Raw genomic sequence first — 25,993 nt, forward strand, 5'->3', positions numbered from 1 at the left:
GGAGCGTACGGCCGTCGGCGGACACCTCGGCCCGGCGCACCAGGCCGCCCACGGTCAGCAGCGCCCGTCCTGCACTCTCGGTGGCTCGCGACATACGCCTCATTCCTCCGATAGATCGCCGTGGCGGCCCACGTTGCCCGCAACTGCTCCGGGACGCAACCGCACACGGGCGTCCCGGCCATCGTGGCGATGTGCCGCGCCGCGCAACCGTGCCGAAGGTCCCGAGATCATCCGGCGTTGTCGCTGTTTCCCGATGGAGGCCGTCGGCGGGTCTCGGTTCCGTCCGTCAGGCCCCGGCGGGACAGCCGGACGTGCCACACGTCCGGTCCGATCTACGCGGCTCCGTCAGTGGCCGGGCGGGCGGTCGCGGTTGCTGCGATCCGCGGTGCGCCGGGTGCCCGGACTGCGGCGGGCACCCTGGCGCTGTCGGCGTTCGCGCGGAGCAGCGGATATCTCAGCGCGGTGTTCGGGCGGTCATCCAAGGAGTTGAGGACCGGTCTCGACTCGGATCGGGTCTGGCAGGGGCTGGGGAGTCCTCTTTTGCCTTGGTGGGCATCCGGCAGGCTTGGGCTATCGTTTGGGCCATTTCGTCGATGCCGTGGACCAGTGCGGTTCCGTTGATGTGCACATGATGCTGTGTGGCTGGGTGGGCATGGAAGAAGCTGCCGGGATGAACGACGATGCCATGCCGACTGAGTCGGGTGCAGACCGAATGCTCGTCGGGGACTGGCAGCCAGATGTGGGGTCCTTCGGTCGGTTCGAGGTCGAATCCGCGTCCGGTGAGGGCCTGGCTGAATTCGGAATGCCTTCGCTTGCATTCCGCGATGAAGTCGTTCGTCTGGTGTATCGCATTCACGTCCGTCAACTGGAACGCTAGCGCGAGTTGCAGGACGCGGCTGACCCAGCGGGATGAGTAGGTGAGTCGCAGCCACATCATGTCGATGTACTCCGGCGAGCCGCCTACCACGGCGACGCGCAGGTCGGCGCCGAAGAAGAAGTTGTAGGCCTGCATGTGCACGACACGGCTCGGAAGGCGGGTCGCCAGAGACCGCTGTGCGGACCGCATGAGGGCGGTCTGCGAAAGTTCGAAGATGGGAAATGCTTCATTCTGGAGCAGGGAAGCCGCCCCCGCGATCCACTCGTCGCTGACGGTCAGTCCGGACGGCGCGTTACCGCTGGGCTGGTAGATCATTGCGGTTGGTTTGCTGATCAGCGCAACCCGTAGCTGATCAAGATCTGGGCCGCCTGATCGGTACTCGATGGGGATCGTGGTGGCACCGATGGAATCCAGGATGTCGAGCACTCGTGCCTGGGTGGGTGACTCGATGATGACCCGATCGCCCGGGCGGACTACGGCGGCAAGCGCCAGTTCGATGGCGTCGATGATCCCGTGGGTGGCGAGAAAATGGTTGGTTTCGAACGGCCAGTATGGCTGGACTGCCTCCGCCAATTCGGGGGCGACCGGATCGGCGAAGGTGTTGTGCAACGCCCGGTTGCTCAGCGCGTAGGCGAGAGCGGGTGCCAGGTCCGGAGGGGGCAGGTCATCCCTTCGCAGATTCCCGAGATCGATGGGCATCGTCGACGAGGTGCGCACCATGCTGTCGAATCGCCTGGCCCGTGGCGGCTGCGGCGGCCCGAGGACGAAGGTGCCGCCGCGGCGCCGGGTCTCGATGACGTACCGGGAGCTGAGCGTCTTCCAGGCCTGCGCTACCGAGGAGCGGCTCATCCCCAGTTTGGCCGCCAGATCCCGCACGGTGGGCAGTTGCGACTGGGCCGGCAGGTCGCCGGACGCGATCAGGTCGAGGATCGCCCGGGCCAACGCGTTGGTCGTGCGCAACGTGAGCCGCGACTGGATGAGTCGCATGCATTCCTGGCCGTCCAGCGGCGCTGGTGGTGTCACGGTTGGTGTCCTCCGAATAGCGAAACGCGCCCGAGGGTCGACGCCGTCGACCATCAAGCGCCGCGGTCGGCAGGGTGGGCGTGCCGGGTGGTGACTGTAGTCGCCAGGTGTGGGCCACGGGGGGCGCCGGCCCGTGGGTGCGGGGCCGATCATCGAGGCGGCCAGGATATGTCCATAGACATTGTAATGTTGACCGGAACATAAGCCGAACTTAGCTTCTACGGCGTTGACCTCGAACTTTGAGGGTCCTGGCCGCGGAGTCCAGCCACCCTGGCAACCGCCCCCCGGAGTCGAACATCAGCCACACGACGTCGCGTACCCCATTACTTGAACCAGAGGACGTGTGCCCGTGAAAGCCTCTCGACGCCTCGTGGTCGCTGTCGCGCTCGCCGCGCTGGTCGGGCCCGCAGGTTGCACGAAGATCGACGATGACAAGTCAAAGACGCCGGCCGCCGCGAGCGAGGTTACGGCCGGCGGGACGTTGACCCTGGCCGCTACCAGCGCTCCGGTGGACTGGAACCCGCTGTCCGCCGCCGGCGACACCACCGGCCAGCGCCAGCAGCAGTGGCCGTTCTATCCGCACCCGTTCCTGACCAACCCCGACACCAGCGTGGTGCTCAACAAGGCGCTCCTGGAGTCCGCCGAGGTCGTTGGCACCAGTCCGATGAAGGTCGAGTACAAGATCCAGCAGAAGGCCGTCTGGTCGGACGGGACCCCGATCACCGGCAAGGACTTCGAGTACACCCAGGCGGTGCAGGACCCGAAGAAGTGCGCCGGGTGCAAGGCCGCGTTCACCGAAGGCTACTCGCTGATCACCTCTGTCGAGACCAGCAGCGACGGCAAGACGGTGACGATGACCTACGCGAAACCGTTCGCGATGTGGCAGGCCCTGTTCAACTACATCCTGCCGGCGCACGTGGCCGAGACCTACGGGGACCTGGCGACCTCCTTCAACGAAGGCTTCGGCAAGAACGTGCCGAAGTTCTCGGGCGGGCCGTACCTGATCAAGGACTACCAGGACGGCGTCTCGATGACCATGGTCAAGAACCCCAAGTGGTACGGGGATCCGGCGAACCTTGACACCATCACGACGCGCTACATCTCGGGCCAGGGCGCGCAGATCACGGCGCTGCAGAACGGTGAGATCGATCTGGTCTACCAGAACCCGACTCTCGACACCGTCAACCAGGTGAAGGCCATGAACGGCATGACCGTTCAGGTCGGTTCGACGCTCACCTACTTCCACCTCGGCATGAAGACCACCGGTGACGTGATGAGCGACGCGGCCCTGCGCAAGGCGATCGCCACCGGGCTCGACCTCGACGACATGCGTAAGCGCACGGTCGGCCAGTACGCGCCGGACCTGGTGACCATGAAGAGCAGCACGTACGTCCCCGGGCAGAAGGTGGGCGGCGTCGACGCCTACCGCGAGAACATCGACGAGCTCAACATCGGCAAGGGCGACAGCAAGGCCGCGCTCGACATCCTGCAGAAGGCGGGATATCGCGTGACCGACGGCAGGCTGATCCTCCCCGACGGGAAGCCCCTGCGCGATCTGAAGATGTTGACCCTGTCCACCGACGTGCTCCGCATGGAGCTCGCGCAGATCGCCCAGTCCCAACTCAAGCAACTGGGTATCACCGTGGCCATCGACGCGGCCGACGGCTCGCGCTACTCGCCGGCGCTGCGTTCGGGCAGCTTCGACCTCATGGCCACCGGAACGGCACTCGACCTGGGTGCGCTGTCCCTGCAGCAGTGGTACGGCACCGGAGCGGCCCGCTCGTTCGGCTATTCGTCCGCCGAGGCGGACCGGGTCCTGGCGGCGGCCGCGACCGAACTCGATCCGCGCAAGCAGGTCGAGCTGATGAACGAACTCGACCGGACCCTGATGTCCGACGGTGTGGTGCTGCCGCTGTTCGCCAGCCCGCAGATGGCCGTCCACCCGAACAAGTTCGCCAACATCTTCATCAACCCCAGCAAGTACGGAACCACCATGAATGTCGAGCAGTGGGGTCTGCGCAAGTAGTCGCGCAATCATTCGAGAAAGGACTCAGATGACCATCGACTTTGTGGTGGCCACCCCGCATGACGCGGTGGAGTTCAACGACGTCTACCGCAACACCACCGCGAGTGCCGGATACATCGCCTGCAACAACATCTACAACCGGGTGGTTCTCAACGAGTGGTTCGAGATCAACCCGTTCCCGGACCTGGCCACGCACTGGGAGCAGTTGGACGGGTCGCGCCGGTGGCGCTTCCACCTCAACCAGGCGGCCCGCTGGCAGGACGGCACGCCGCTGACCGCGCACGACGTCGTCTACACCCACCTGCACGCGATGGAGATGGGATACACCGGCGGCCGGTTCCTGAAGGACGTGGAGACGATCGTCGCGGTTGACGACCACACCGTCGACTACCACCTGCACACGCCCAACGCCGGATTCCTCGTCCTGCTGGGGAACTTCATCTTCACCCACATCCTGCCCCGGCATCTGTACGAGGGAACGGACTGGGCGACGAACCCGCACAACCTGAAGCCGGTCGGCTCCGGCCCGTTCCGGCTGGCGGAATGGATACCGGGCGAGCACGTCGTCATGGAGGCGGTGAAGAACCACTGGGGGCCGCAGCCGGAGATCGACCGACTGGTCCTGAAGATCGTCCCGGACCGGGACGAGTGCGTCCGGATGGTGGCCCGCGGCGAGGCTCACTTCTTCCCCCAGGACACCCTGACCAGGGACCGGCTGCACCTGCTCGACGGCGCCACGGCGGACATCGAGCTGCTGCGTGATCCAGGGCCGGGAATGGCGCTGCTGGACTTCAACCACGGCCGGGAGTTCTGGCGGGACCAGCGGGTCCGGGAGGCGGTCGCCCTCGCCGTGGACCGGAAGGAGATCGCCGAACTTGGCGACCCGGGAGTTTCACAGGCGTGGGACCACTACCTGTTGGGTTCGGTGGAGTGGGCGTTCAACCCGGATGCCAAGGCGCCGGGCCATGACGTGGAACGGGCGCGCGCGTTGCTCGACGAGGCCGGCGTGACGGCCGACGCCTCCGGCGTACGGGCCCGGCTCTCGATGTATTACATGGACAGCTTCCACGGGCACAAGCCACTGGCAGAGATGATCACCCGCCAGTTGGGCGCGATCGGCTTCGACGTCACCTTCGAGGGACTCTCCTCCGTGGACTGGGCCCGCCGGATCACCGGCGCCCACGACTTCGACCTGATCATCGTCGGCGGATCGATGGCGCCCGACCCGGAGATCACCGCCCCGAAGTACACCAGCGGCGGCCAGGGCAACATGGCCCAGCACCACAACCCTGACGTCGACGCCGCCTACCTCGCCGCACGCACCGCGGGCACCCTCGCCGAACGCGGCGCGCACTACCGGCGCCTGCAGGAGATCTGGGCCAGGGACACCGAATGGGTGCCGCTGTTCTGGTACGGCACCTACTTCGCCCGCAGCCGCAAGTTCTACGGCTGGTCCGACCAGCTCGGCTACTCCGTGCCCTGGTGGCACTGGGGCCGCATCCGCGCGGTCTGAACCCGCGGTAACCACAGGCAGATCTTCCCGAGGAGAGGAGGCGCGGAGACATGATTCGGTTGATCCTTCGACGGCTGGCAAGCGCCGTCCTGGTCTTGCTGCTCGCTTCCATCGTGATCTTCACGGTGATCTCGGTCTCGGGAGATCCGCTGGCCGAGCTCCGGGACCGGCAACCGCCGGTCCCGGAGTCGGTGATCGCCGCCGAGGAAGCACGGTTGGGACTGAACCGGCCGCTACCGCTGCGCTATCTGACCTGGCTCGGCGGGGTGCTCACCGGCGACTTCGGTCCGTCGACGATCGCCACCCGCGATATCGGGGCGGAGCTGGGCACCCGGGTCGGGGTCACCCTGCGCCTGGTCCTGCTGGCCATCGTGCTGGCGCTCGTGCTTTCCCTGATCGCCGGCACGGTGTCCGCGCTTCACCAGCGTCGCTGGCCGGACCTGATGATGACCCCGGCCGCGTTCGTGCTCCTCGCGCTGCCGTCGTTCTGGCTGGCAGTGTTGTTGAAACAGTGGGGGATCGGGCTCAACAACCTGACCGGCTACCAGATCTTCTACACCGTGGGGGAGGCGTCGGTGCCCCGACCAGAGGGCATACTGCCCCTGGCCGGGGACATCGCCGGGCACCTGGTCCTGCCGACGATCGTGCTGGCCCTGGTGCACTTCGCGACCTGGAGCCGCTACCAACGCGCGGCGGTGGCGGAGGGACTGGCCGGGGACCACGTCCGGTTCGCCGTGCTCAAGGGGCTGTCCCGCCGGCGCATCGTCGGGTCGTACGTGGTCCGCCCCGCGCTCATCCCGATCGTGACCATCGTCGCGCTGGACCTTCCGGTCGTCTTCTCCGGCGCGGTGATCACCGAGACGGTCTTCCAGTGGCGCGGCATGGGCGGGTTCCTGCTCGAGTCGATCGCGCTGCGCGACACGAACGCCGTCCTCGCGTGGTTGCTCATCGCCGCGACCGCCGTGGTCGTTTTCAACCTTCTCGCCGACATCCTGTACGGCCTCGTGGATCCGCGGGTGCGTTATGCCAAGTCCTGAGCTGACCAAAGATCTGGCGATCGAACCCGGCACGACGGAGCGTGAACCCGGGACGTCGAGGCTGGCCGTCACCGCCCGCCGGTTTCTCCGGCACAGGGTGGGCATGGTCGCCCTGGGCATACTCGTCGTCGTCATCCTCGCGGCCGTCATCGTCCCGCCGCTCTGGCCGTACCACTACACCGACATCACGTCCGAGCTGTCGCAGGCGCCGTCACCGCAACACCCGATGGGTACGGACACCCTGGGCCGTGACCTGTTCGCGCTGGTGCTACGCGGCATGCAGCAGTCGCTCCTGATCGCCTTCTCGGTCACCATTGTCGCCTGCGTGATCGGCGTGGTCCTGGGCGTGACGGCCGGGTACTTCGGCAGCCTCGTCGACGCCACCGTGATGCGCGCCGTCGATCTCGTGCTCACGCTACCCACCCTCGCCCTGGCCGCGTTCCTGGGATCGCTGGTCGCCGGCCGGGGAGTCTCCTGGCTCGGCCTCGCGCTGGTCCTCGGGGCGCTCATGTGGACCTCGGTCGCCCGCCTGGTCCGCGGCGTGGTGCTGAGTCTGCGCGAGCAGGCCTTCGTGGACGCGGCGCGGGTGATGGGGGCGAGCCCGGCCCGGATCATGTTCCGGCACCTGGTGCCCAACGTTTCGGACCACATCGTGGTAGCCGGCACGCTGATGTTCGGCGTGGCGATTCTCGCCGAGAGCAGCCTGTCCTTCCTCGGGTTCGGGGTGCAGCCACCGGACACCTCGCTGGGCCTACTGGTGGCAAACGCGCAATCGGCGGTGCTGACCCGGCCGTGGCTCTTCTACTTCCCGGGCTTCCTGATCATCACCATCGTGCTGGCGGTCAACTACGTCGGGGAGGGGTTGCGGGACGCCTTCAACCCGAAGTCTTCGCCCACCAACCCACTGGCGAAACCTCGCTCAGCCGCCAGCCGTCGCCGCCGCGGGGAGCTGCCCGTGCGGGAGATGGCAGGGGCGGGAGAGGCCCTGCTGAAGGTGACCGACCTCTCCGTGCGGTTCGGTGGGCAGGTGGCGGTGGACTCGATCAGCCTGGAGATCCAGCCGGGCGAGGTGGTCGCCCTCGTCGGCGAGTCGGGATCAGGAAAGTCACTGACCGGGCTGTCGCTGGTGGGGCTGCTTCCCAGCAACGCGACGGGCACCGGGTCGGTCGTTTTCGACGGCGACGAACTCACCGGCCTGAGCTTCGAACAGTGGCGGACGTACCGGGGGCGGAGGATAGCGATGATCCTGCAAGATCCGTCCACCACCCTCAACCCGGTGCTCACCATCGGCGCCCAGTTCGAGGACTCGATGAAGCTGGCCGGCGCCGTCAGCCGCGACGAAGCCCGGCGGCGGGCAGTCGAACTCATGGAGAGCGTGGCCATCAAGGATGCGGAGGCCCGCCTCGACCAGCATCCCCATCAGCTCTCCGGCGGCATGCGCCAGCGGATCGCCATCGCCCTGGCGATGGTGCACGACCCGGATCTCATCATCGCCGACGAACCGACCACCGCCCTGGACGTCACGGTGCAGGCACAGGTGATGGCCACCCTCGCGGTGGCTCGGGAGCGTACCGGTGCGGCCATGCTCTTCATCACCCACGACCTGGCCCTCGTCGCCGGTATCGCCGATCGCGTCGCCGTCATGTACCAGGGCGAGATCGTCGAAGAACGGGACGTCTTCGACATATTCGACGACCCTCGATCGGACTACACGCGGAAGTTGCTGTCGTTGGCCCCACGGCTCACAGGCAAGGCGGTGGAGGGGAAATGAGTGCGGAGACGCGCCCCGGCGAGGCCGCCGAGCTGTTGCGGGTCATGGAGTTGGTGAAGCACTTCCGTGCGCCGCGCGCCGCCCGTCGGAGCGGACGGTCCGTCGTGCACGCCCTCTGCTCGGCTTCGTTCTCGGTCGGCCCAGCGGAGACCCTCGGCATCGTCGGCGAGTCAGGTTCGGGTAAGACCACACTGCTACGAACCATCCTCGGACTACAGCGGCCGACCGCGGGTCGGGTGCTGTTCCTCGGCGAGGATGTCTCCCAGCTCAAGGGCGCGAGTGCCCGCGCGTCGCAGCGTGAGCTGTCGGTCGTGTTCCAGGACCCGTACACGTCGCTGGATCCGCGGATGACGGTGGCGGACATTCTCGCCGAGCCGGCGCAGATCCATGGCCTGCCAGCGACCAGCCGGCATGCGCTGACCATCCTTGATCAGGTGCGGCTGCCGGCGGCCAGCCTGCGGAAGTTTCCGCATGAGTTCTCCGGTGGTCAGCGTCAACGCATCGCGATCGCCCGCGCGCTGGCCCTGAATCCGAAGCTGATCGTGCTGGACGAGCCGGTGTCCGCACTCGACGTTTCGGTCCAAGCGGCGATCCTGGGCCTGTTGAAGGAGCTGCAGCGGGAGCGGGGGGTCTCCTACCTCTTCGTGGCGCACGACCTTGCCGTCGTCGCGGAGATCTCCCAGCGGGTCGGCGTGATGTATGGCGGGCAGATGGTCGAGCTGGGCGCGACCGAGCAGGTGATCGGCGAGCCGAAGCACCCGTACACCCGGGAACTCCTCGCGGCCGTGCCGGTGCCCGACCCGCGGATCGAACGAGCCAAGCCCCGAATGCTGCAGCGCCGGTGGCCGACGGAATCCGACGGACTGCCGCCCTGCCCGCATGGCGACCTTCGCTAGCGACCGCCGAACAGCCAGCTACTTGTCGAATTGCGCAGAAACGGAGATACGTGCCTATGTCTGTCGATTTCGTGGTGGCGACGCCGCATGACGCGGTGGAGTTCAACGATGTGTACCGGAACGTGACGGGTAGCGCCGGCTATCTGGCCTGCAACAACATCTACAACCGGGTCGTGCTGAACGAATGGTACGAGACCAACCCGTTTCCCGACCTGGCCACGCACTGGGAACAGTTGGACGGGTCGCGCCGGTGGCGCTTCCACCTCAACCAGGCGGCCCGCTGGCAGGACGGCACGCCGCTGACCGCGCACGACGTCGTCTACACCCATCTGCACGCCAAGGACATGGGCTATCAGGGCGCGATGTTCCTGACGGATGTGGAGACCATCGTCGCGGTCAACGACCACACCGTCGACTACCACCTGCACACCCCGAACGCCGGGTTCCTCGTCCTGCTCGGCAATTTCATCTTCGCGCACATCCTGCCCCGGCACCTGTACGAGGGAACGGACTGGGCGACGAACCCGCACAACCTGAAGCCGGTCGGCTCCGGCCCGTTCCGCCTCGCGGAATGGGTCCCCGGCGAGCACATCATCATGGAGGCGGTGAAGAACCACTGGGGCCCGCGGCCGCAGATCGACCGGCTGATCCTGAAGATCGTCCCGGACCGGGACGAGTGCGTCCGGATGGTCGCCCGCGGCGAGGCCCACATCGTTCCCCAGGACACCCTCACCCGCGACCGGTTGGGCCTGGTGGAAGGGGTGCCCGGGGTCGAGATCCTCAAGCGGGAGGGTCCGGGCATGGCGCTGCTGGACTTCAACCACGGCCGCGAGTTGTGGCAGGACCGGCGGGTGCGTGAGGCGATCGCGTACGCGGTGAACCGGGACGAGATCGCCCACCTGGGCGATCCGGGGGTCTCCCAGGCATGGGACCACTACCTGCTCGGATCCTCGTGGGCCTTCAACCCGAACGCCAAGGCGCCCGGTCATGACCCGGAACGGGCACGCGCCCTGCTCGACGATGCCGGTGTCACCGCGGACCGGTCGGGAGTGCGCGCCCGGCTGTCGATGTTCTACATGGACCTGTTCCACGGCCACAGACCACTGGCCGAGCTGGTTGCGCGCCAGTTGGGCGAGGTCGGGTTCGAGGTGGGCTTCGCCGGCCTGTCGTCGGTGGACTGGTCCCGCCAGGTACGCAAGCAACACGATTTCGACTTGATCATCGTCGGCGGGTCGATGGCGCCGGATCCGGAGATCACGGCGACCAAGTACTCCTCCGGCGGGCGGAACAACATGGGCCTGCACCGGAATGCTGAGGTGGATGGCGCCTACATCGCCGCGCGGACCGCCGCGACGAGGCACGAGCGCCGCGAGCACTACCGGCGCCTGCAGGCGGTGTGGGCCAGGGACACCGAGTGGGTGCCGCTGTTCTGGTACGGCACCTACTACCCGCGCAGCGAGAAGTTCTTCGGCTGGGCCGACCAGATCGGCTTCTCCGTACCCTGGTGGCACTGGGGGCGCATCAGGCCGGTCTCCTGACCGACGACGACGCCCGGGTGGGGCGTCGAGCAGCTCGGTGACGCGCGTGCCGCAGGCGCGCAGGTGCCGGTTGTGCCCCGCTGAAGCTGATCGACGAACAGTCGACACGCCGCCCGACCTGAGGTCGGACGGCGTGTCGGCGTCGAGACGCTCCAGCGTCGTACCGGCGGTCAGAAGCTGCTGACCAGCTTCACGAATGCCTCGTCGATCTTGGCGGGGTCAGTGGCGTCGAACGCCTTGCCCGACGACGCCTTGGCGATCCGGTCCAGCGTGGCGAAGTCCGACTCCCGGTCGAAGGCGATGCAGAAGACCTTGACCGGGCGCCGCGGATCCAGGGCGACATCGGCGAGCAACCGGGCCAGGTCGTTGTCCCGACCGTACTCGTTCTTGCCGTCGGTCAGCACCACGACCGCGTTGATCCGTTCCGGGTCGTACCGGTCGAGCAGGTGCCCGTGGGCGGCCCGGACCGTCGCGTACAGCGCGGTGCCCCCCTCGACGTGCAGGCCAGCGATTCGGCGAGTGATCCGCTGCTGGTCGAAGTCACCGAGCCGGACCTCCTCCCGGTACGGGCCGTCGGGCCGCTTCGACGTCTCCGAGGAGAACGACCAGAGCCCGACCCGGTCCTCCGCGTTGAGCAGCGCGAGTCCCTTGGCCGCCGCCGCCGAGGCGACCTGGAAACGGGTACGGTCGCCGACTGCCGCCTGCATCGACCCGGAGGTGTCCAATGCGATCAGGATGTTGGCCTTCTTGCGCAGCGTGCTCCAGCCGTCCAACATCGCGTTGACCACGGCCGGATCCGGCGGCTCGAAGTAGGTCAGCCCGCCGGTGGGCTCGGCGCCGACGCTGGCGAGCAGTTCCGCCGGGGCCCGGCGTTCGTGGTCCCGGAAGCCGAGCCGGGCGAAGCTCCTCTGCTGGGCGTCCTCGGTCAGGAAGGCCAGGAAGTCGTCTGCCGCCACGCGTTGCCGTTCGTCGGCGGAGGGGAGCACCACGAACGGGTGGTCCAGGTTGAAGGTGCCCTCCTTCGGGTGGACGGCGACCAGCGGGACGTTCGGCCGCTGGCCCCGCTCCTGGCCGTCGTGCGTCGGGCTCAGCTTCCCCTCGTTGTAGAGGTGGACCAGTTCCTCCTGCATGACGATCGCGCTCATGTCGTCCGTGCTCCCGCCCCCGCCGGCCAGGTCGGCCTCGGCGAGGTCCCGCAGCAGGTCCACCACGTCGTCGCTGTAGTGCGACACGTTGGCCTCGATCCGCCGGACGAACTGGGTCACCTTCGGGTCCACCAGGTCCGACCGGGTCAGGTCGCTGGACCGCTGTGCGGCGGCGTAGTAGGTGGCGATGGTCGCCGCCAGCCCCGACGTGGAGAGGTTCGGGTTGTCCTTGCCGAAGGTGAAGCGGCCCCACTCCGGCTTACCGAAGCTGGCCCACCCCTCCCGCCCGGAGAGGCCGAGGATGTCCCCCCAGCCCAGCGCCCCGCGCTGGCGTACCAGTTCGCCCTTCGGCTGTCGCATCGCGATCACGAGGGGACTGTTGGCGATCGACGGGTATCGGTCCGGGGTCTGCGGCGCTCGCCCGGCGGCCTGGTCGAACAACCGGAGCTGACCGGTCCACAGGCTCGACGTCGGCAACCAGACCTGCGGCTCGGGCAGGTGGACGCCGCTCCAGCCGGCGCCCAGCGCCTCGGCGGCCTTGCCCGAGTTCAGGGCACTCACGTGCACCTGGGCGCAGCCGCCGCCGTCGAGCGACCGGTCACTGCCGTTGTACCGCTCGGCCAACTCGACCAGCAGCGCCGCCTTCTCCGTCGAGGAGTTGACCTCGAGCTTGGTGGTGCAGTCGGCGCGGGGCCGGTCGGTGCCTGCGTCCCGCTGCCGGACCAGCACGAACGCCCCGACGATGACCAGCAACCCGATGGTGACGGCGGCGGTGTACGGCAACCACTGTCGGGTACGCGGCGGGGCTGGGGCCATCGGAATTGTCCTCCTCGACGGTTGACTGATGGCAGTCAACCTATCGGTCCAGCGCCACCGGAGCGGCACCGGTCGTCAGAGGTGGTCGGAGCGGTCGCCGAGGGCCGCCGCGACCAGCAGCCGGACCAGGTAGACCACGACGAAGGTGGCCGTCCCCGTCGCTGCGGCCACGCCCACCGTGCTCGACGCGACGTAGCCGGCGGCCGCGCCCCCCGAGCCGAGGACGATCGCCGTCGACACGCCCCAGGCGTCGACGGACTCACGGCGCAGCCGCCGCCCCCAGCCCTCGCCCGGGCGGGACGCCGCGGCGGGTGTGTCCGACGTCGATGCCGACGGCTGGTCCGGCGTCGTCGGTCGGGCCTGCCTCGGTGCCACCCGTGTCGGCTGGGCTTGCACCGTCGCCGACGCGGGCCGCGGCTCGTCCGTCGTCGGCGCGCCGGCGGTGTCGTTACCCATCTGGAGCAGGTTCTCCTGGCGGACCCGACCGCTGACCCGGACGTCCTGCCCGAGCAGCCGGATCAGCACCTGCTCGGCCGCCGGCCGGTCCGCTGGCTCCTTGGTCAGACACTCCCGGATCAGTTCCTCCAGGTCCGAGGGGAGCGGCGGCAGGTCGGGCGGGTCGTTCAGGACCCGGTGCATGACCGCGAAGAGCGAGTCGTTGCCGAACGGCGGCCGGCCACTCGCGGCAAAGGCGATCGTGGCGGCCCAGGCGAAGACGTCGCAGGGCGGGCCGACCGCGTCGTTGCGGAATCGCTCCGGGGCCATGTACGCGGTCGTCCCCATCACCCGACTGGTCACCGTCTCGGTGACCCCGAGTGCGCGGGCGATGCCAAAGTCGATCACCCGGGGGCCGTCCCGGCCGAGCACCACGTTGTCCGGCTTGAGGTCGCAGTGCACGATGTCGGATCGGTGGATCGCGGCGAGCGCGGTGGCAGTGCCGACGGCGAGCCGGTGCAGCGCGTTGCCGTTGACCGTCCCGTGTTCGCGGACGTACCGGTGAAGGGTCGGTCCCTCGATGAACTCGCTGACCACGTAGGGCGTTTCGCCGTCCACCTCGGCGAAGAGCACCTGCGCCGTGCAGAACGGCGCGACCCGGCGAGCTGCGGCGATCTCCTTCGTGAACTGCGACCGGGCCCGGGGGTCGCGCAGGTCGATGTTGATCATCTTGACCGCGACGCGGTGGCCCTGGTCGTCCTCACCGAGGTAGACCACTCCCTGCCCGCCCGCGCCCAGGCGGCCGATCAGCCGGTAGGGGCCGGCGGTGACCGGGTCGTGCGTCCATAGTGGGGTCAGCCCCGGCATCGGTGCGCCGGCCAGTCCTGTCATCCCGACTCCATCAACGTCGTGTCCCGACCACCCGGCGGCGGAGGACACCGAGTATCGTGCCATGCCGGCACCGCACAGCCGAGGCTGTCCGACCGGGCAGGCGCTGGACCTCGCTGGCGCGTTCCGCACGCGCTGGAGGCCCTCGCCCTGGTGCGTGTCAGGATGGGCGGAAACCGGGCGCGAGTGTGTTGCTCCCCGGTGGCTCAGCCCGCCTGGATCGACACCGTCAGGTCGGTGAAGGACGCGGGGCCGGCCCCGCCGGCGGTGTACGCGAGGAACGAGGCGCCCTTGGCCAACCCGACCGCGAAACGCGGACCGGTCTCCGCGGTCGTGCCGGTCGTCGCGGTGGACCGCCCGGCATCGGCGAGGTCGAGGGCGGCGTCGCGCAGCGCGTACGAGCCGAACACGTCGGTCGACGGCGGTGCCGCCGCGCGGTCGTGCGGCGAGGCGGGGGTGTTCGTCGCGCCCTTCGTGACCTGCCACCGGCCGGGATCGTAGCTGTCGCCGTCGGTGAGGTAGCTCCATCGGACACCGCTGATCGACCAGTGCCCGCCGACTGTGCCGACCTGGGCCGAGCGCAGGTCGATGATCGACACCCCGTTCGTGCCGACGACCCGCGCGGTTTCGCTCGCCGTGCCCGCCCCGGTGACCACCAGCGCGGTGTTCTCACCCACCCCGTACACCCGGTCGTGCCCGGTGTCGGCGGCGAGCCGGAGCGACCGCCCGTTGCGCCCGCGCGCGTCGAAGTGGGTGTCGACGAGGCCGGAGGTGAAGAAGTTGAAGCCACCGGCGGGCCAGTAGCCGAGGATCTCGTCGGTGTCGTAGTAGCCGGTGTGCGCCCCGTCGCGGATCCCGTAGTAGCTCGACCCTCCGGTGATCATGTCGGGGCCGGCGAAGATCTGCATGCCGGCGCTGGTGCCCGCGACCGGCGCGCCGGCCTGGAAGCGTTGCCGGATCGCGGCGAGCACCGCACCGTCGGAGCCGTCGGCGTGGATCATCGACTGCACGTAGCGGAACTGGTCGCCACCGGCGAAGAAGAACCCGGTCATCGACGCGGCCAGCGCCGCGTTCGCCGCGTCGTCGCCGCTGCCGTTCTTCTTGACGCTCACCGGGATCCAGGTGACCTCCGCCGCCCCGTACCGCTCGAGGACCTTGCCCACCTGGTTGGCGGCCCAGTGCGGCGACGCCGAGGACGCGCTCAGCACGCCGATACGCGCTCCGGAGCCACCGGCCTGCCGGACGAACTCCCCGTATACGGCGCTGTTGTCGTCGGCGAGAGCGCCGCCGATCAGCATGACCGCCCCCGGTCCGCTCGCCGATCGGCTGGGGTTGGCGGCGGCGGCACTGCCGGGCAGTGCCGCCGCCGCGGCGACGATCAGGGCGGTGAGCAGTGGCAGGAACTTGGGCCGGGTCATGGCAACCGACGCTAGACAGCCGCCGGACAGGCGTCAAGGAACGTCGATTCCTGTTCCGCGACGCCTACCTGCCACCCAGGGGGTGCCGTTGGTGAGGGGCCTTTCGGTAGCGCTTCGGTCTGCGTACACAAAGGGGGTTGGCGAGCCGCCGACCGCGGCCCGCCAACCCCGACACGTGCGTGGTTACTTGGCGCCGCCGGCCCGGAACGCCACCCAGGCGTCGCTCATCCGGTCCGCCTGTCCCGGGGTGAACATGTTCATGCAGGCGTCCTGCGTGTAGTCCATGAAGTTGTGGACCGGGTCCAGCCCGGGTGCCGTGCAGGTATCCGCGCCCACCGGGCAGTTGAACTGCGGCGCCGCCTCCCGCGGGGTGTCCGCGACGTAGTCGCCGGCAGCGGAGCACCCGTGCGCGAAGGTGTGCTCCAGCATCAGCCAGTGCCCGACTTCGTGCGTCAGGGTGTCACCCAGGGCGTACTTGCCCGCGGTTCCGCCCGGCATCGACTCGTCGAGCATCACCACGCCGTCGATGTAGTCCCGGCCGTTGTTGTAACCCTTCGGGAAGTACGCCCAGCCGAGGAGCCCGCCGCCGATGTTCGCCGCGTACACGTTCAGGGTGCGGGAGTCGCCGGTGTACAAAGCACGCTTCATGTCCCGCTCGTTCTTGCCCGGCACGACCGTGTACCAGTCGCTGTTCACCGTCCACGTCGTGTCGACGAGCGAGAACCGGAACGGCGTGTCGGAGGCGTTCGCCGCGGTGCGGCCCGCGAACGAGTCGTTGAGCACCGTCATCTGCGCCGCGATCAGGGTGTTCCACCTGTTCGTCTCGGCCGCGCTGAGGGGGTGGTCGGAGACCATGTGGAAGACCGTGGGCACGGTGACGCTGCCGTTGGGCAGGCGCGGCGAGTCCTTGATCACGCCGTAGGCGTTTGCCTCGTTCTTGGAATACAGCTCCGGCTCCTGCGCCGTGGCGCCCTCGCTCACCCGCGCCGCGCTGTGCCCCTCGGCACCCGGCTCGCATTCCGCGACACCCGCGGAGGCGGTCACGGACGCTGCCGTGCCCACCGCCGCGGAGGCTCCACCGGCCGCCAGGAACGTCGCCGCGGTGGCGGTCAGGACTGCCAGTTGGAACGTCAGTCTCCTGTGCATCGTTGCACCTTTCACGCATGGGGGATGGGGTCGTGGAGCGGGACGAACGAGGGTCGCCCCGACCTGCTCACAGACATCGTCGTCTCGGTATGAGAACACGCCACCGGCGGTGACAACAGGCCCCGAAAGAGCAAGCCTCGCCGGTGCCCCGGCGTCCACCGGCAGTAACCCGGCACCGCGGGCCGGGTGCAGCCCCGCAATGTCTTCCGGGCCGGTGGTCACGTACCAGCGGCCGTTCTTGTGCCAGAACGTGCCGCCGAAGCCGAGGGCGCCCTGGAATCGGTAGAGATCGCAGTAGTGGTAGCCGGGGTAGGTCTCGGCGAACACGAAGTCCCTGCGGCCGGTCTCGTCGGCGCCGGCGTGGCGGACGAGGATGTCGTAGATGGTGTTGGCCTGTTCGAAGGTCAGTCGTGGTTGCTCAGCCATGGTCGGCCTCCCCGTCGGCCCTGGTGCGGTCAGCCAGGATGTGGAGATGGGCGGGCACGTGGGTGATTCTGCCGCCGTCGGCGAGCAGGTGGCCCATGTGTCTTCCGCCGCCCTCGAACGAGGGTTCCAGCCTGTGCCAACGTCGGCGACGGTGCGGTGTCCGAGGCGCTGGCGCCCGCTGGCCGCCCGGAGCGGCCCGTCTGGCCGGGGTGGTGCCTGCGGGTCACCACAGCTGCTCACCCGGCGGCCCCGGATCAGGTCAGCGGGTCGGCGGTTCCGAGCGGCACCTCGGGCCGGCAACGGCGCAGCCGGGCCGCCGCGAGCCGCCCGCCGACGGCCAGCCCGTAGCGGTCGACGGCGGCGAGTCCGTACGCGCTACAGGTCGGGGTGTACCGGCACTGCCCGGGCCAGCGGTGCGACAGCCAGCGGCGGTAGCCGCGGATCGCGGCGAGACCGGCCCGGTCCAGGGTTCCCGGCCGATTGCCGGCCAGTCGGCCCTGCCGGGCGGGCGCCAGGCCGCCGGTGGCGCCCGCCATCGCGGCGCCCAGGGTGAGCAGGGTGGAGAAGAGGCCGAGGTCGCAGCAGCCCGGGCTGCTGCAAGGGTCGTCGCCACAGGAGTCCAGGGCCCCCTTGCGGCCCTTGCAGCCGGGTCCCTGACGACGGGAGCCGACCTCGCTGTGGCAGTGGCCCACGGCGTGGCAGTGGGTCGGCTTACGGCAGCGGCAGGGCCCCTGGCTTCCGGAGTGGCCGGCGCTGTTGATCGTCATGGGTGAGATCATGCCTGGCCCGGGCAAGGCGTCCGGCCGGGGGACTCCCTACCGTTGGCCGCCTTCACCCCGTGCATCATTGCGCCGCCGTGGGGCCGCCAGGATCAGGACTGCCAGCACGAGGGCGGCGCCGAGGCCGAGACCGGCGGGCACGGACAGGGACGACGATTCCCCGGCCCCGCCGTGTTGCTCGCCCTTGACGGGGACCACGGGACGGTCGTGCTTCTTTTCCTCGGGTGCGACCAGGCGGCCGACGGACGCGCCGGCAGGAAGAGCGAAGCCCCAGTCGAGCAGCGCTGCCGCCTCACCCAAACTCCCCAGCGGCGCGGTCTCCGCCCCGAGCAGGGTCACCGCGAGCCGTCGCCCGTTGCGTTCGGCTACGCCGACGTACGTCTGCCGAGCCAGGTCGGTGAAGCCCGTCTTCCCTCCGAGCGTCCCGGGGTAGTGGCCCAGCAGCGTCTGGTCATGGGTGATCTCGATTGCCGGGTTTCCCGGCCGTGCCGGTATCTGTGCCACCTCGGTGGCGATGTAGCGCCGAAAGTCCTCGCGGGCGAAGACGGTTCGCGCGATCAGCGCGAGGTCGTACGCGCTGGTGTACTGGCCGGGGCCGTCCAAGCCGGAGGGCGTCGCAGCGTGTGTCTGGTTCGCGCGCAGCCGCTGCGCCTCGTCGTTCATCGCGTCGACTCCGCCCTGCCTGCCGGCGGCGCCGCCGCCGACGCGAGCCAGCACGTTGGCCGCGTCGTTCCCCGATTTGAGGAGAAGCCCCAGCCACAGGCTCTCGATCGAGTACCGGCCGCCCTCGACCACCCCCATCAGCGAACTCGCCGGATCGAGATCGTGCAGATCCGCCCGGGTCACCTGAACGATGTCGGCCGGATCGAGGCGGGGCATCAGGGACGCCGCGAGCAGCAGCTTCTGCACGCTGGCTGGCGTTCGGTGCTCGTGGGGGCCGCACCCACCCAGGACCTCACCGCTGTTGAGGTCCGCCACGAGCCACGCGGTGGCGGTCACTGCCGGAGCTTTCGGCGCATCCGCAGGGATGGCCAGTCCTGGCGTCGCCAGCGCCTGCCCCCCGACCGCCCGCTGCGCGGGGTCAACCGGTGGGGGAGACGGCATGGCGGGCGGAGGAACCGACGGCTTCACGGCGGGGCATGGCACGTACGGCGTGGCTACCGCCGGCGTTGGTGTCACGACGAGCGCGCCAGCGGGCAGAACCAAAAGCGCGCTGAGCGTCAAGGCGGTAACCCTAAAGTCAGTCACGTTAACGTACGGTAATCGTCACAGAGGCGGGTGCGGCGCGATTGGAGAAAGCACGTCGCGGTGACCGCGAGCGGCCCCGGGCTTCCTCCAAGATGACGTCGCCAGGTTGTCTTCCCTGCAAGAGAGTTCTACCTGTGCACGAACGTCCCATTCTCTGCCGATGAGGGCAGAGCAGGTTGGGAGCGGCGGGCCGCGCTTGACCGACAGCACCCAACGGCACCGCCCGAAACGGCACCCACTCCCACCTGCGGCTCCATGTTTGCGCTGCTCAGAGGCGGGTAGCGTCCCGTTTCACAGCCGTACGCCGCCGCCGGAAGCCGGCTGCCCAAAGCCGGGCGGGCGCACCCGGGCGGCGGCGCGAGGGCCGGGTCAGCCGGTGCGGCGGGTGCGGGCCATAGCCAGCCCACCGAGGACGATGCTGATCAGCCCCACCACCAGGGCCACGTAGGCTCCGCCGCGCCCGTTGCCGGTGCCGATGCCACTGTCGGAGGTGGCCACGACCAGTCCACCGAGGGCGATGCCGATCAGCCCCGCCACCAGGGCCACGGTGGCTCCGCCGCGTCCGTTGCCGGTGCCGATGCGACTGGTGGGGCGGCCCAGAGCGAGCGCGCCGATGATCACGCCGGTCAGCCCCAGCACGGCGGCCACGCTGGCCCCGATTCGCCCGGCGCTCATGGTGTAGACACTGGCGGCGGCCGGCTGGGCCGAGACGTGCGCAGCCGCCGGTGCGGCAAGTCCGAACGCCCCGAGCAGGGCGGCTGCGGCGGCGGCAAGCATGTGGCGGATGGACATCGAGGACCCCTTCGGTCGCGTGACGGGTACAGGCGGCAGCGTATGTACCAGCGTGGCTCCGGGTCGTCATGCCGGAGTTGCCGATGGGCCTACCACCCGGGTTGTACGCGCTCGGGGCGTCGTACCGCTGCGGTTGTGTCTCCCCCTTACCGGCGCAACCGCCCACTCGCCCCCGCAGGCAGGCTCGACGAGCCACACCGCCAGGCACCCGGCGTGCCCGGAGGTTGTTGTCAGGAGCGGGCGAGCCAGCCGGGGACGGTCAGGCCGGACTCGTACGCGAGGATCACCAACTGGGCCCGGTCCCGGACCTGGGCCTTGGTCATGATCCGGCTGACGTGTGTCTTCGCGGTCGCCGGGCTCAGCACCAGCCGCGCCGCGATCTCGTCGTTGGACAGGCCGGCGGCGACCAGCGCCATCACCTCACGCTCCCGCTCGGTGAGCGCGCTCAGCCGCGGTCCCGGGTCCGGATGCGTGGCCCGGGCGGTGAACTCGGAGATCAGCCGGCGGGTGATCGACGGCGCGATGAGTGCGTCACCGCGCGCCACCACCCGCACTCCGTGGATCAGCTCCGCCGGCTCGGTGTCCTTGACCAGGAAGCCGCTCGCGCCGGCCCGCAGCGCGCCGTAGACGTAGTCGTCCAGGTCGAAGGTGGTCAGGATGACCACGCGGACATCGGAACTCGCGGCGATCTCCCGAGTGGCGGCCAGGCCGTCCAGCACGGGCATCCGGATGTCCATGAGGACGACGTCCGGCCGCAGCTGCCGGGCGAGCCGCACCGCCTCGGCACCGTCGGCGGCCTCCCCGACCACCTCGATGCCGTCCTCGCCATCGAGGATGGACCGGAACCCCGCGCGTACCAGGGTCTGGTCGTCGGCGAGCAGCACCCGGATCACGCCGCGTCCCCCGGTTCCGATCGCAGCGCCGGCGCTCCCGCCGGCACCGGGTCGGGCCGCAGCGGGAGGCGGGCGCGCACCCGGAAGCCGCCGTCCGGCCCGGGGCCCGTGCTCAGCGAACCGCCCAACGTCTGGGCCCGCTCGCCCATGCCGAGGATCCCGTTGCCGGGCGGGCCCGGTGCGCCGGTACCGTCGTCCTCGACCTCCACCAGCACGTCGTCGTGGTCGGGCCGGACTCGGATCACCGCGGCGGCCGCGCCCGCGTGCCGGGTCACGTTCGTGAGCGCCTCCTGGACGATCCGGTACGCCGCCAGGTCGACCTCCGGCGGTAGCGGCCGGGTTTCGGTCAGCTCGGTGCGGATCTCCAATCCGGACCGGCCGGCCGCCGTGACCAGCTCGTACAGGCGATTCAGGCCGGGTGCGGGCGCGGTCGGCGCCGCGCCCTCCTGCCGCAGTATTCCGAGAGCCGTCCGCAACTCGCGCAGCGTCTCCTTGCTCGTCTGTTTGATCGCGGTGAGGGCCTGCGCGGACCGGGTGGGGTCCGGGCGGTGCAGCGCGGCACTGGCCTGCACGTTGATCAGCGAGAGGTGGTGCCCGAGCACGTCGTGCAGCTCGCGGGCGATGCGCAGCCGCTCCTCGGTGGCCCGGCGCCGGGCCTCCTCCTCCGTCCGCTGCTCGGCGGCGAGCGCCCGGGCCTGTCCCTCGGCGAGGTAGGCCCGGCGGTTGCGGGTCACGCCGACGATGACCGCGATGAGCCAGCCGGCGTGCAGCAGCGTCGCCCCGTTCGCACTGTTCGCTGTCCTGTTGTAGCTGTCCGCGACGGCGAAGGCGACCACCGAGGCGAGACCGAGCCCGATGGCGACTGCGAGGTGCCCCTCGTCGACGACGGTGTAGAGCGCCACGACGAACACCAGCATGATCGGCCCGGGCCGGTGCAGCAACGCTCCGTACGCGCCGACGGCGGCCAGCGCCACCACGCCCACCGCGACCGGATGGCGGCGGCGGACGTACAGCGCGCCGGAAGAGGCCAGCACGGCCAGCAGCGCCGCCCGTTCAGCGGCGGTGTCGATGCCACGCGACTGCACCACCAGGCCGACGAGGGCCACCAGGCCCACCACGAGCACCAGGGCGATGTTCGCCGGACGGCCCTGCCATCGCCACCTCGACATGCGCCGAAGCCTAGCCTCCCGGCACTGGCCGGGAGAACCTCCGACCGGCGGGCGTGCGCTCCAGGTGGCGGCGGCCCGCGCTCGACACCTGTCTGGGGGCGCCAGAGCGACCCCGTACCACCGCGGCGGTGATCGGAGCCGGCGCCGTCGGCCTGCCCGCGCGTGCTGTCGACCAAGCATCGGGGCCGGATGGCGGCTCGCTCACAGTAGACATTCGGTGACAGAATCGCCCTGTCCGGCCGTGCGGTGCTGAGATGGGACGGGTGGGTTGCTGCGGGTACTCCAGGTCGCCGTCACCACGATCGTCCTCGCGGTCATCGTCCCGACGGCGGTGAACGTCGAGACCGGGGGCAGTCTCCCGGCGTGGCTGAAGCCGTTCGATGGTTGGCTGTGGCCTGCCGCGATCGCTGGCATCGTCAGCGTCGTCGCCGTCGAAGCGTGGAGCCGCAGGCCCCCGGCCAGCCGGATCTCGGCGCGCCATCCCGACGATCCCCGCAACGACACCCGTGCCCTCGACCAGGTGCAGCGCTATGTCGAGCTGCGGATGCGCGGGTCGCTGGCCGAGCAGGTGCGGGTGGCCCTGGCGCTGGACGAGCAGCCGACCGCCGTGTTGCCTCCCACGAATCTGGTCCAGCGGGTCAGCGGAAGCGAACACCACCTTCGGGCTGACGACGACATACTGGGCGTGTTCGACGAGATGGGTGAGTCGATGCTCATCCTTGGAGCGCCCGGTGCGGGCAAGACGACCCAGGTGCTCGTTCTGGCCAGGGCGCTGGTCGAGCAGGCTCGATCGTCCCCGGCGGAGGTCAGGGCCCCGATCCCCGTCGTGGTCGATCTCGCCGACTGGTCGCGGTCCCGGCCGCCTCTGCTGCCGTTCGTGGGTACCCGGGACAGCGGCCCACGGGATTTCGTCGAGTGGCTGCTGGACAGTCTTCGGCAGCGGTACCGAATCCCGGACAAGGTGGGCCGGGTGTGGCTGGAGACCGATCGGCTGATCCTGCTGCTGGACGGGCTCGACGAGGTCCGCGACGGCGACCGGGCCCGGTGCGTGGCGGAGATCAACGCGCTTCAGGAGCAGTGGGGCGTCACCCGGCTTGCCGTCTGCAGCCGCATCGCCGACTACGAGACCCTGTCGGCCCGCCTGCACCTGCAGGGGGCGGTGCTGATCCGGCCGCTCAACGAGGAACAGGTGGTGGATTTCTTCACCACGGTCAGCCCCTGGCTCAACGGTGTGCTCGACGCCCTACGCGAAGACCCCGAACTGTGGGAGCTGCTGACCTCGCCGCTCATGCTCAACATCATGGCCCTCGCCTACGGTGACCGGCCGGTCGAGATGGCGACCGGTGAACAGGATCCGGTCATGCGACGAAGTCTGCTGTTCGACGCCTACCTGGTGGAGGTACTCGCCCGCCGGGGATCCGGCACGGTAGATCCTGGCCGTGCCCTGCGTGGTGTGCGCACCCTTGCCGTCGCCGCCACCGAGATGAACTCCGGGGTGACGGTGCCAGCTCTCAGCCCGGCGACCGTTCCGTACGTCGTCACCCCGGTCGTTCGTGCCGCCAGCCGGGATTGGGTGGGGCCGGCCACGGGTGGTTCCTGCGCGGTGGTGACCCTCGTCGCGCTGACCTCGCAGACGAGCCTGCTCGCCGGACTGCTCAGCGCCATGACCATCGGTGGCGTCGTCTGGTTGATCACCGCCTACACCAGGCGGGCCCGGTCGGGCCCGGTGGCGCCTCGATGGCTGCCGCTGGCGGCCTGGTGGGTGGCGGTGGCGGCGGGCAACCTTGTTGTCTTTCTGCTGCTGTGGTGGCTAGCGCGGCTCGTCGCCGACCAGTCCCGGCTCACGCTCGCCGTCACGGTGGTCGCCATCGGAGTCGGGCAAACCGCCGTACTCGCGGCGCCGCTCCACAACCGCGCAACCGTCGTCGGTGTGGTGAGCGTGCTCCTCACGGGAAAGCGGAGATACAGGATCCTGTGGACTCTGGTTGGTCCGGCACTGACCGTACCGCCGATCGCTGCCTTCGGGCTCTCCGAGGCCGCCCTGGTCGGTTGGGCCGTCGGGGTGCCCGCCTGGCTGACCGTGGTGGCCGCCCTCGCATGGTGCACCGAACTGGAGCCCGCCGTCGGCACCCCCGTGACCGAGTCGATCGAGCCCCGCAGGCATTGGTTGACCTGGCTGGCAGCCTCCTGCCTGGCAGCGCACGTGGCGGTTGTCCCCGCGGCTCTGCTGGTGGCCCCGGGGTGGACGGCACCATTCTGGTCTCCGCTCGCCGGCTGGTTCGCGGGCGCGCTCTTCGCTCTCTGGCCGGCGACAGCCGGAGCGCTGCTGGTCAACGGCGTGTACGCCCGGGTGTGCATGGCGGTTGCGGGGGAGCCGGACCCGTGGCGGCGCAGGTACCTCCGTCTCGCGGTCGACCGGAGCCTGCTGACCAAGGTCGACGGGGAATACCGCTTTATCCATCTGCTGATCCGCGACCACCTCGCCGGCTGCGACCCGGATTCGCTCGCCGCCGAGGTCGAGCGACGGCGGGCGACGTTGACCGCGTCCGCCGCCACACCGACCCTGACCTGACGCGTCGCCTCCCGGACATATCGTGGTGGTGCGACCGGGCAGCGAGCGGGACTTTCCTTCAGGCGTGGAGGTCAGAGCTTCGCGACGAGGCGGAACCGCTCCAGCACGACCGGGGTGTCGTCGTTCACGGTGAAGTCCGGTCTGCCCAGCCAGCCTCGGTAGTCCGTTCCGTGCCAGTAGTCCTCGTGTCCGGCTCGCCAGGCCGCAACCGAGTCGTCCCCTTCGCCCTCATCGCGAGCGTGGTCGAAATCGACGTCACCAAGTCGGCTGACACGCACGTCGGTCACTTCGATCACTGCGACCCGGCGGCCGGCGGAGTCGACCACAGCCGCGCGGGTGCCCACCACCGGCAGCGGCTCGCCGTCGATCTCGTAGTCCTGGAGCAGGCCGGTGGTGGCGGTCTTGGTCCCGTCGAGCACGGCAGCGACCAACTTGTCGCGCAGCGGGCCAGGGAAGGCGAATTCGAACGAGGGCAGATCAGCGATCACCCGGACGAGGGTAGTGCAGTGTCCGCCGACGTTCACCGGGTTTCCGGTGGGCACCGGACAACCACCCGGCAGGGCTCCGCGTCGGCGTCGAGCTCAGACGAGCAGCCCGCCTGTTGCACGGATGTTCTGCCCAGTGATCCACTGCGCGTCGGACCCGGCGAGGAAGGCGACCACGGCCGCGATGTCGTCGGGCCGGCCGAGCCGTTGCAACGCGGTGACGGCGGCGGTCTGGGCCAGCGCCTCCGGAGGGTTGGCGGCGTGCAGCAGGTCGGTGTCGGTCGCGCCGGGCGAGATCGTGTTGACGGTGATGCCACGGGCGCCGAACTCTCGGGCGGCGACCGCTGTGAACTGTTCGAGCGCGGCTTTGCTGGCGCAGTAGAGGGAGTGGCCGGGTGCCGGCACCACCGTGTTGAGGGTGGAGATGTTGATGATGCGGCCCTTGTCGCGCAGCACCGGCGCCGCTTCGCGCATGGCCAGCACGGGGAACTTGGTGTTGACCGTCAACACTCGGTCGAACTCGTCCTCGGTGATGTCCGCGATCAGCGCCCGGGGGTTGACAGCGGCGTTGTTGACGAGAATGTCCAAGCCGTCGCGAACCGGCTGGAACATTGCCGAGATGCTGGTGAGGTCCTCCTGGTCGGCGCGGACGGCGATCGTGCCGGCGAGTTGGCTGACGAGGTCGTCGGCCGCCGCCCGATTCTCCTTGTACGTGAACACGACCGTTGCGCCTTCGCGGGCGAGCCGATGCACGATCGCCCGGCCGATTCCCCGCGAACCGCCGGTCACGAGTGCGGTCTTACCGTTGAACCTCATGCCGGGGACGCTAGCCGGGGGAGGGCTCCCGGTATTGAAAGAATGCGCACAGCTCGGTCGGGGTCAGGCCGGACATGGCGCGGACCTCACGGTTGAAGTGCGGCTGGTCGGCGTAACCGCAGTCGACCGCCGTCTGCGGCAGGCCGGCGGACCGGGTGAGCATGTGCAGGGCGCGCTGGAAGCGAGCGATCCTGGTGACAGTTCCGGGGGACAGACCGATCTGTCGCTGGAACCGGAGCTCGAGGTTGCGCCGGCTGACGCCGAGCTCGTCGGCCAACGCGCTG

At 69.6% G+C, this 25,993-nt stretch carries 20 protein-coding genes; 7 read left to right on the top strand and 13 right to left on the bottom strand.

What is annotated here, in order from left to right; all coding sequences use genetic code 11:
- Positions 1–454: 454 nt before the first annotated feature.
- The gene (locus AB0G14_RS30605; RefSeq protein ID WP_357703355.1) at positions 455–1,900 is read right to left on the bottom strand and encodes a PLP-dependent aminotransferase family protein; all 1,446 of its coding nucleotides are present in this window, start codon (positions 1,898–1,900) and stop codon (positions 455–457) included.
- Positions 1,901–2,249: 349 nt separating this feature from the next.
- Here AB0G14_RS30605 and AB0G14_RS30610 point away from each other — a divergent pair, with 349 nt between their 5' ends.
- From AB0G14_RS30610 to AB0G14_RS30635, 6 genes are read left to right on the top strand one after another with little or no spacing between them, the layout of a single operon-like run.
- Positions 2,250–3,926, top strand: a complete 1,677-nt coding sequence (locus tag AB0G14_RS30610; RefSeq protein WP_357703357.1) for an ABC transporter family substrate-binding protein — start codon at positions 2,250–2,252, stop codon at positions 3,924–3,926.
- Between the two features lie 28 nt (positions 3,927–3,954).
- A complete protein-coding gene (locus tag AB0G14_RS30615; RefSeq protein ID WP_357703359.1) occupies positions 3,955–5,439 on the top strand; it encodes an ABC transporter substrate-binding protein in 1,485 nt (494 codons plus the stop codon).
- A gap of 50 nt (positions 5,440–5,489) precedes the next feature.
- Complete coding sequence (locus AB0G14_RS30620) at positions 5,490–6,476, top strand: ABC transporter permease (protein WP_357703361.1); 987 nt, start codon at positions 5,490–5,492, stop codon at positions 6,474–6,476.
- On the top strand, positions 6,463–8,247 hold the full coding sequence (locus AB0G14_RS30625) for a dipeptide/oligopeptide/nickel ABC transporter permease/ATP-binding protein (RefSeq protein ID WP_357703363.1): 1,785 nt from the start codon (positions 6,463–6,465) through the stop codon (positions 8,245–8,247). Before AB0G14_RS30620 ends, AB0G14_RS30625 begins: the two co-directional genes overlap by 14 nt.
- A gap of 44 nt (positions 8,248–8,291) precedes the next feature.
- Entirely contained in the window at positions 8,292–9,143 is an 852-nt protein-coding gene (locus tag AB0G14_RS30630; RefSeq protein ID WP_357703365.1) for an ATP-binding cassette domain-containing protein, read from the top strand.
- A gap of 56 nt (positions 9,144–9,199) precedes the next feature.
- Positions 9,200–10,681 carry an ABC transporter substrate-binding protein gene (locus AB0G14_RS30635; protein ID WP_357703367.1) on the top strand — a complete coding sequence of 494 codons (1,482 nt, stop codon included), beginning with the start codon at positions 9,200–9,202 and terminating at the stop codon, positions 10,679–10,681.
- Positions 10,682–10,851: 170 nt separating this feature from the next.
- On the opposite strand, the gene AB0G14_RS30640 is transcribed toward AB0G14_RS30635, so the two are convergent.
- The 9 genes from AB0G14_RS30640 to AB0G14_RS30680 all read right to left on the bottom strand — a co-directional run bounded on the left by AB0G14_RS30640 (position 10,852) and on the right by AB0G14_RS30680 (position 21,836).
- Complete coding sequence (locus AB0G14_RS30640) at positions 10,852–12,642, bottom strand: extracellular solute-binding protein (protein ID WP_357703369.1); 1,791 nt, start codon at positions 12,640–12,642, stop codon at positions 10,852–10,854.
- 75 nt (positions 12,643–12,717) lie between these two features.
- Positions 12,718–13,968: a serine/threonine-protein kinase gene (locus tag AB0G14_RS30645; RefSeq protein ID WP_357703371.1), complete on the bottom strand. Its 1,251-nt coding sequence runs from the start codon at positions 13,966–13,968 to the stop codon at positions 12,718–12,720.
- Positions 13,969–14,171: 203 nt separating this feature from the next.
- Positions 14,172–15,383 (bottom strand): cyanophycinase, encoded by a 1,212-nt coding sequence (locus AB0G14_RS30650; RefSeq protein WP_357703373.1) that lies wholly within the window; start codon positions 15,381–15,383, stop codon positions 14,172–14,174.
- Between the two features lie 183 nt (positions 15,384–15,566).
- Positions 15,567–16,955, bottom strand: coding sequence for a zinc metalloprotease (locus AB0G14_RS30655; protein ID WP_357703375.1), 1,389 nt, complete (start codon positions 16,953–16,955; stop codon positions 15,567–15,569).
- Positions 16,956–17,209: 254 nt separating this feature from the next.
- The gene (gene yidD, locus AB0G14_RS30660; RefSeq protein ID WP_357703377.1) at positions 17,210–17,722 is read right to left on the bottom strand and encodes a membrane protein insertion efficiency factor YidD; all 513 of its coding nucleotides are present in this window, start codon (positions 17,720–17,722) and stop codon (positions 17,210–17,212) included.
- A 48-nt stretch (positions 17,723–17,770) separates the two neighbouring features.
- Positions 17,771–18,913 (bottom strand): D-alanyl-D-alanine carboxypeptidase, encoded by a 1,143-nt coding sequence (locus AB0G14_RS30665; protein ID WP_357703393.1) that lies wholly within the window; start codon positions 18,911–18,913, stop codon positions 17,771–17,773.
- Between the two features lie 438 nt (positions 18,914–19,351).
- Complete coding sequence (locus AB0G14_RS30670) at positions 19,352–19,774, bottom strand: DUF6223 family protein (RefSeq protein WP_357703379.1); 423 nt, start codon at positions 19,772–19,774, stop codon at positions 19,352–19,354.
- 230 nt (positions 19,775–20,004) lie between these two features.
- On the bottom strand, positions 20,005–20,667 hold the full coding sequence (locus AB0G14_RS30675; protein ID WP_357703381.1) for a response regulator transcription factor: 663 nt from the start codon (positions 20,665–20,667) through the stop codon (positions 20,005–20,007).
- The gene (locus AB0G14_RS30680) at positions 20,664–21,836 is read right to left on the bottom strand and encodes a sensor histidine kinase (protein ID WP_357703383.1); all 1,173 of its coding nucleotides are present in this window, start codon (positions 21,834–21,836) and stop codon (positions 20,664–20,666) included. Before AB0G14_RS30680 ends, AB0G14_RS30675 begins: the two co-directional genes overlap by 4 nt.
- 268 nt (positions 21,837–22,104) lie before the next feature.
- Between AB0G14_RS30680 and AB0G14_RS30685 the strand changes: the two genes are divergently transcribed.
- On the top strand, positions 22,105–24,408 hold the full coding sequence (locus tag AB0G14_RS30685) for a hypothetical protein (protein WP_357703385.1): 2,304 nt from the start codon (positions 22,105–22,107) through the stop codon (positions 24,406–24,408).
- A 71-nt stretch (positions 24,409–24,479) separates the two neighbouring features.
- Here the strand turns inward: AB0G14_RS30685 and AB0G14_RS30690 are convergent, their stop codons facing one another.
- The 3 genes from AB0G14_RS30690 to AB0G14_RS30700 form a co-directional block, all read right to left on the bottom strand.
- Positions 24,480–24,896, bottom strand: coding sequence for an ASCH domain-containing protein (locus AB0G14_RS30690; protein ID WP_357703387.1), 417 nt, complete (start codon positions 24,894–24,896; stop codon positions 24,480–24,482).
- 93 nt (positions 24,897–24,989) lie between these two features.
- Positions 24,990–25,709: an SDR family oxidoreductase gene (locus AB0G14_RS30695; protein ID WP_357703389.1), complete on the bottom strand. Its 720-nt coding sequence runs from the start codon at positions 25,707–25,709 to the stop codon at positions 24,990–24,992.
- Between the two features lie 10 nt (positions 25,710–25,719).
- Positions 25,720–25,993: helix-turn-helix domain-containing protein (locus AB0G14_RS30700; RefSeq protein WP_357703391.1), on the bottom strand; the 274-nt coding region annotated here is incomplete at its 5' end.

This window comes from Micromonospora sp. NPDC023814 (assembly GCF_040639595.1).
Taxonomy (GTDB): Bacteria; Actinomycetota; Actinomycetes; order Mycobacteriales; family Micromonosporaceae; genus Micromonospora.

What these genes read in the sequence shown, in the direction of transcription:
- AB0G14_RS30680 (WP_357703383.1), bottom strand. Translation starts at nt 21,836, where the DNA reads ATGTCGAGGTGGCGATGGCAGGGCCGTCCGGCGAACATCGCCCTGGTG.
- AB0G14_RS30650 (WP_357703373.1), bottom strand. Translation starts at nt 15,383, where the DNA reads ATGACCCGGCCCAAGTTCCTGCCACTGCTCACCGCCCTGATCGTCGCC.
- AB0G14_RS30655 (WP_357703375.1), bottom strand. Translation starts at nt 16,955, where the DNA reads ATGGCTGAGCAACCACGACTGACCTTCGAACAGGCCAACACCATCTAC.
- AB0G14_RS30670 (WP_357703379.1), bottom strand. Translation starts at nt 19,774, where the DNA reads ATGTCCATCCGCCACATGCTTGCCGCCGCCGCAGCCGCCCTGCTCGGG.
- AB0G14_RS30630 (WP_357703365.1), top strand. Translation starts at nt 8,292, where the DNA reads ATGGAGTTGGTGAAGCACTTCCGTGCGCCGCGCGCCGCCCGTCGGAGC.
- AB0G14_RS30620 (WP_357703361.1), top strand. Translation starts at nt 5,490, where the DNA reads ATGATTCGGTTGATCCTTCGACGGCTGGCAAGCGCCGTCCTGGTCTTG.
- AB0G14_RS30695 (WP_357703389.1), bottom strand. Translation starts at nt 25,709, where the DNA reads ATGAGGTTCAACGGTAAGACCGCACTCGTGACCGGCGGTTCGCGGGGA.
- AB0G14_RS30615 (WP_357703359.1), top strand. Translation starts at nt 3,955, where the DNA reads ATGACCATCGACTTTGTGGTGGCCACCCCGCATGACGCGGTGGAGTTC.
- AB0G14_RS30640 (WP_357703369.1), bottom strand. Translation starts at nt 12,642, where the DNA reads ATGGCCCCAGCCCCGCCGCGTACCCGACAGTGGTTGCCGTACACCGCC.
- AB0G14_RS30645 (WP_357703371.1), bottom strand. Translation starts at nt 13,968, where the DNA reads ATGACAGGACTGGCCGGCGCACCGATGCCGGGGCTGACCCCACTATGG.
- yidD (WP_357703377.1), bottom strand. Translation starts at nt 17,722, where the DNA reads ATGACGATCAACAGCGCCGGCCACTCCGGAAGCCAGGGGCCCTGCCGC.
- AB0G14_RS30625 (WP_357703363.1), top strand. Translation starts at nt 6,463, where the DNA reads ATGCCAAGTCCTGAGCTGACCAAAGATCTGGCGATCGAACCCGGCACG.
- AB0G14_RS30635 (WP_357703367.1), top strand. Translation starts at nt 9,200, where the DNA reads ATGTCTGTCGATTTCGTGGTGGCGACGCCGCATGACGCGGTGGAGTTC.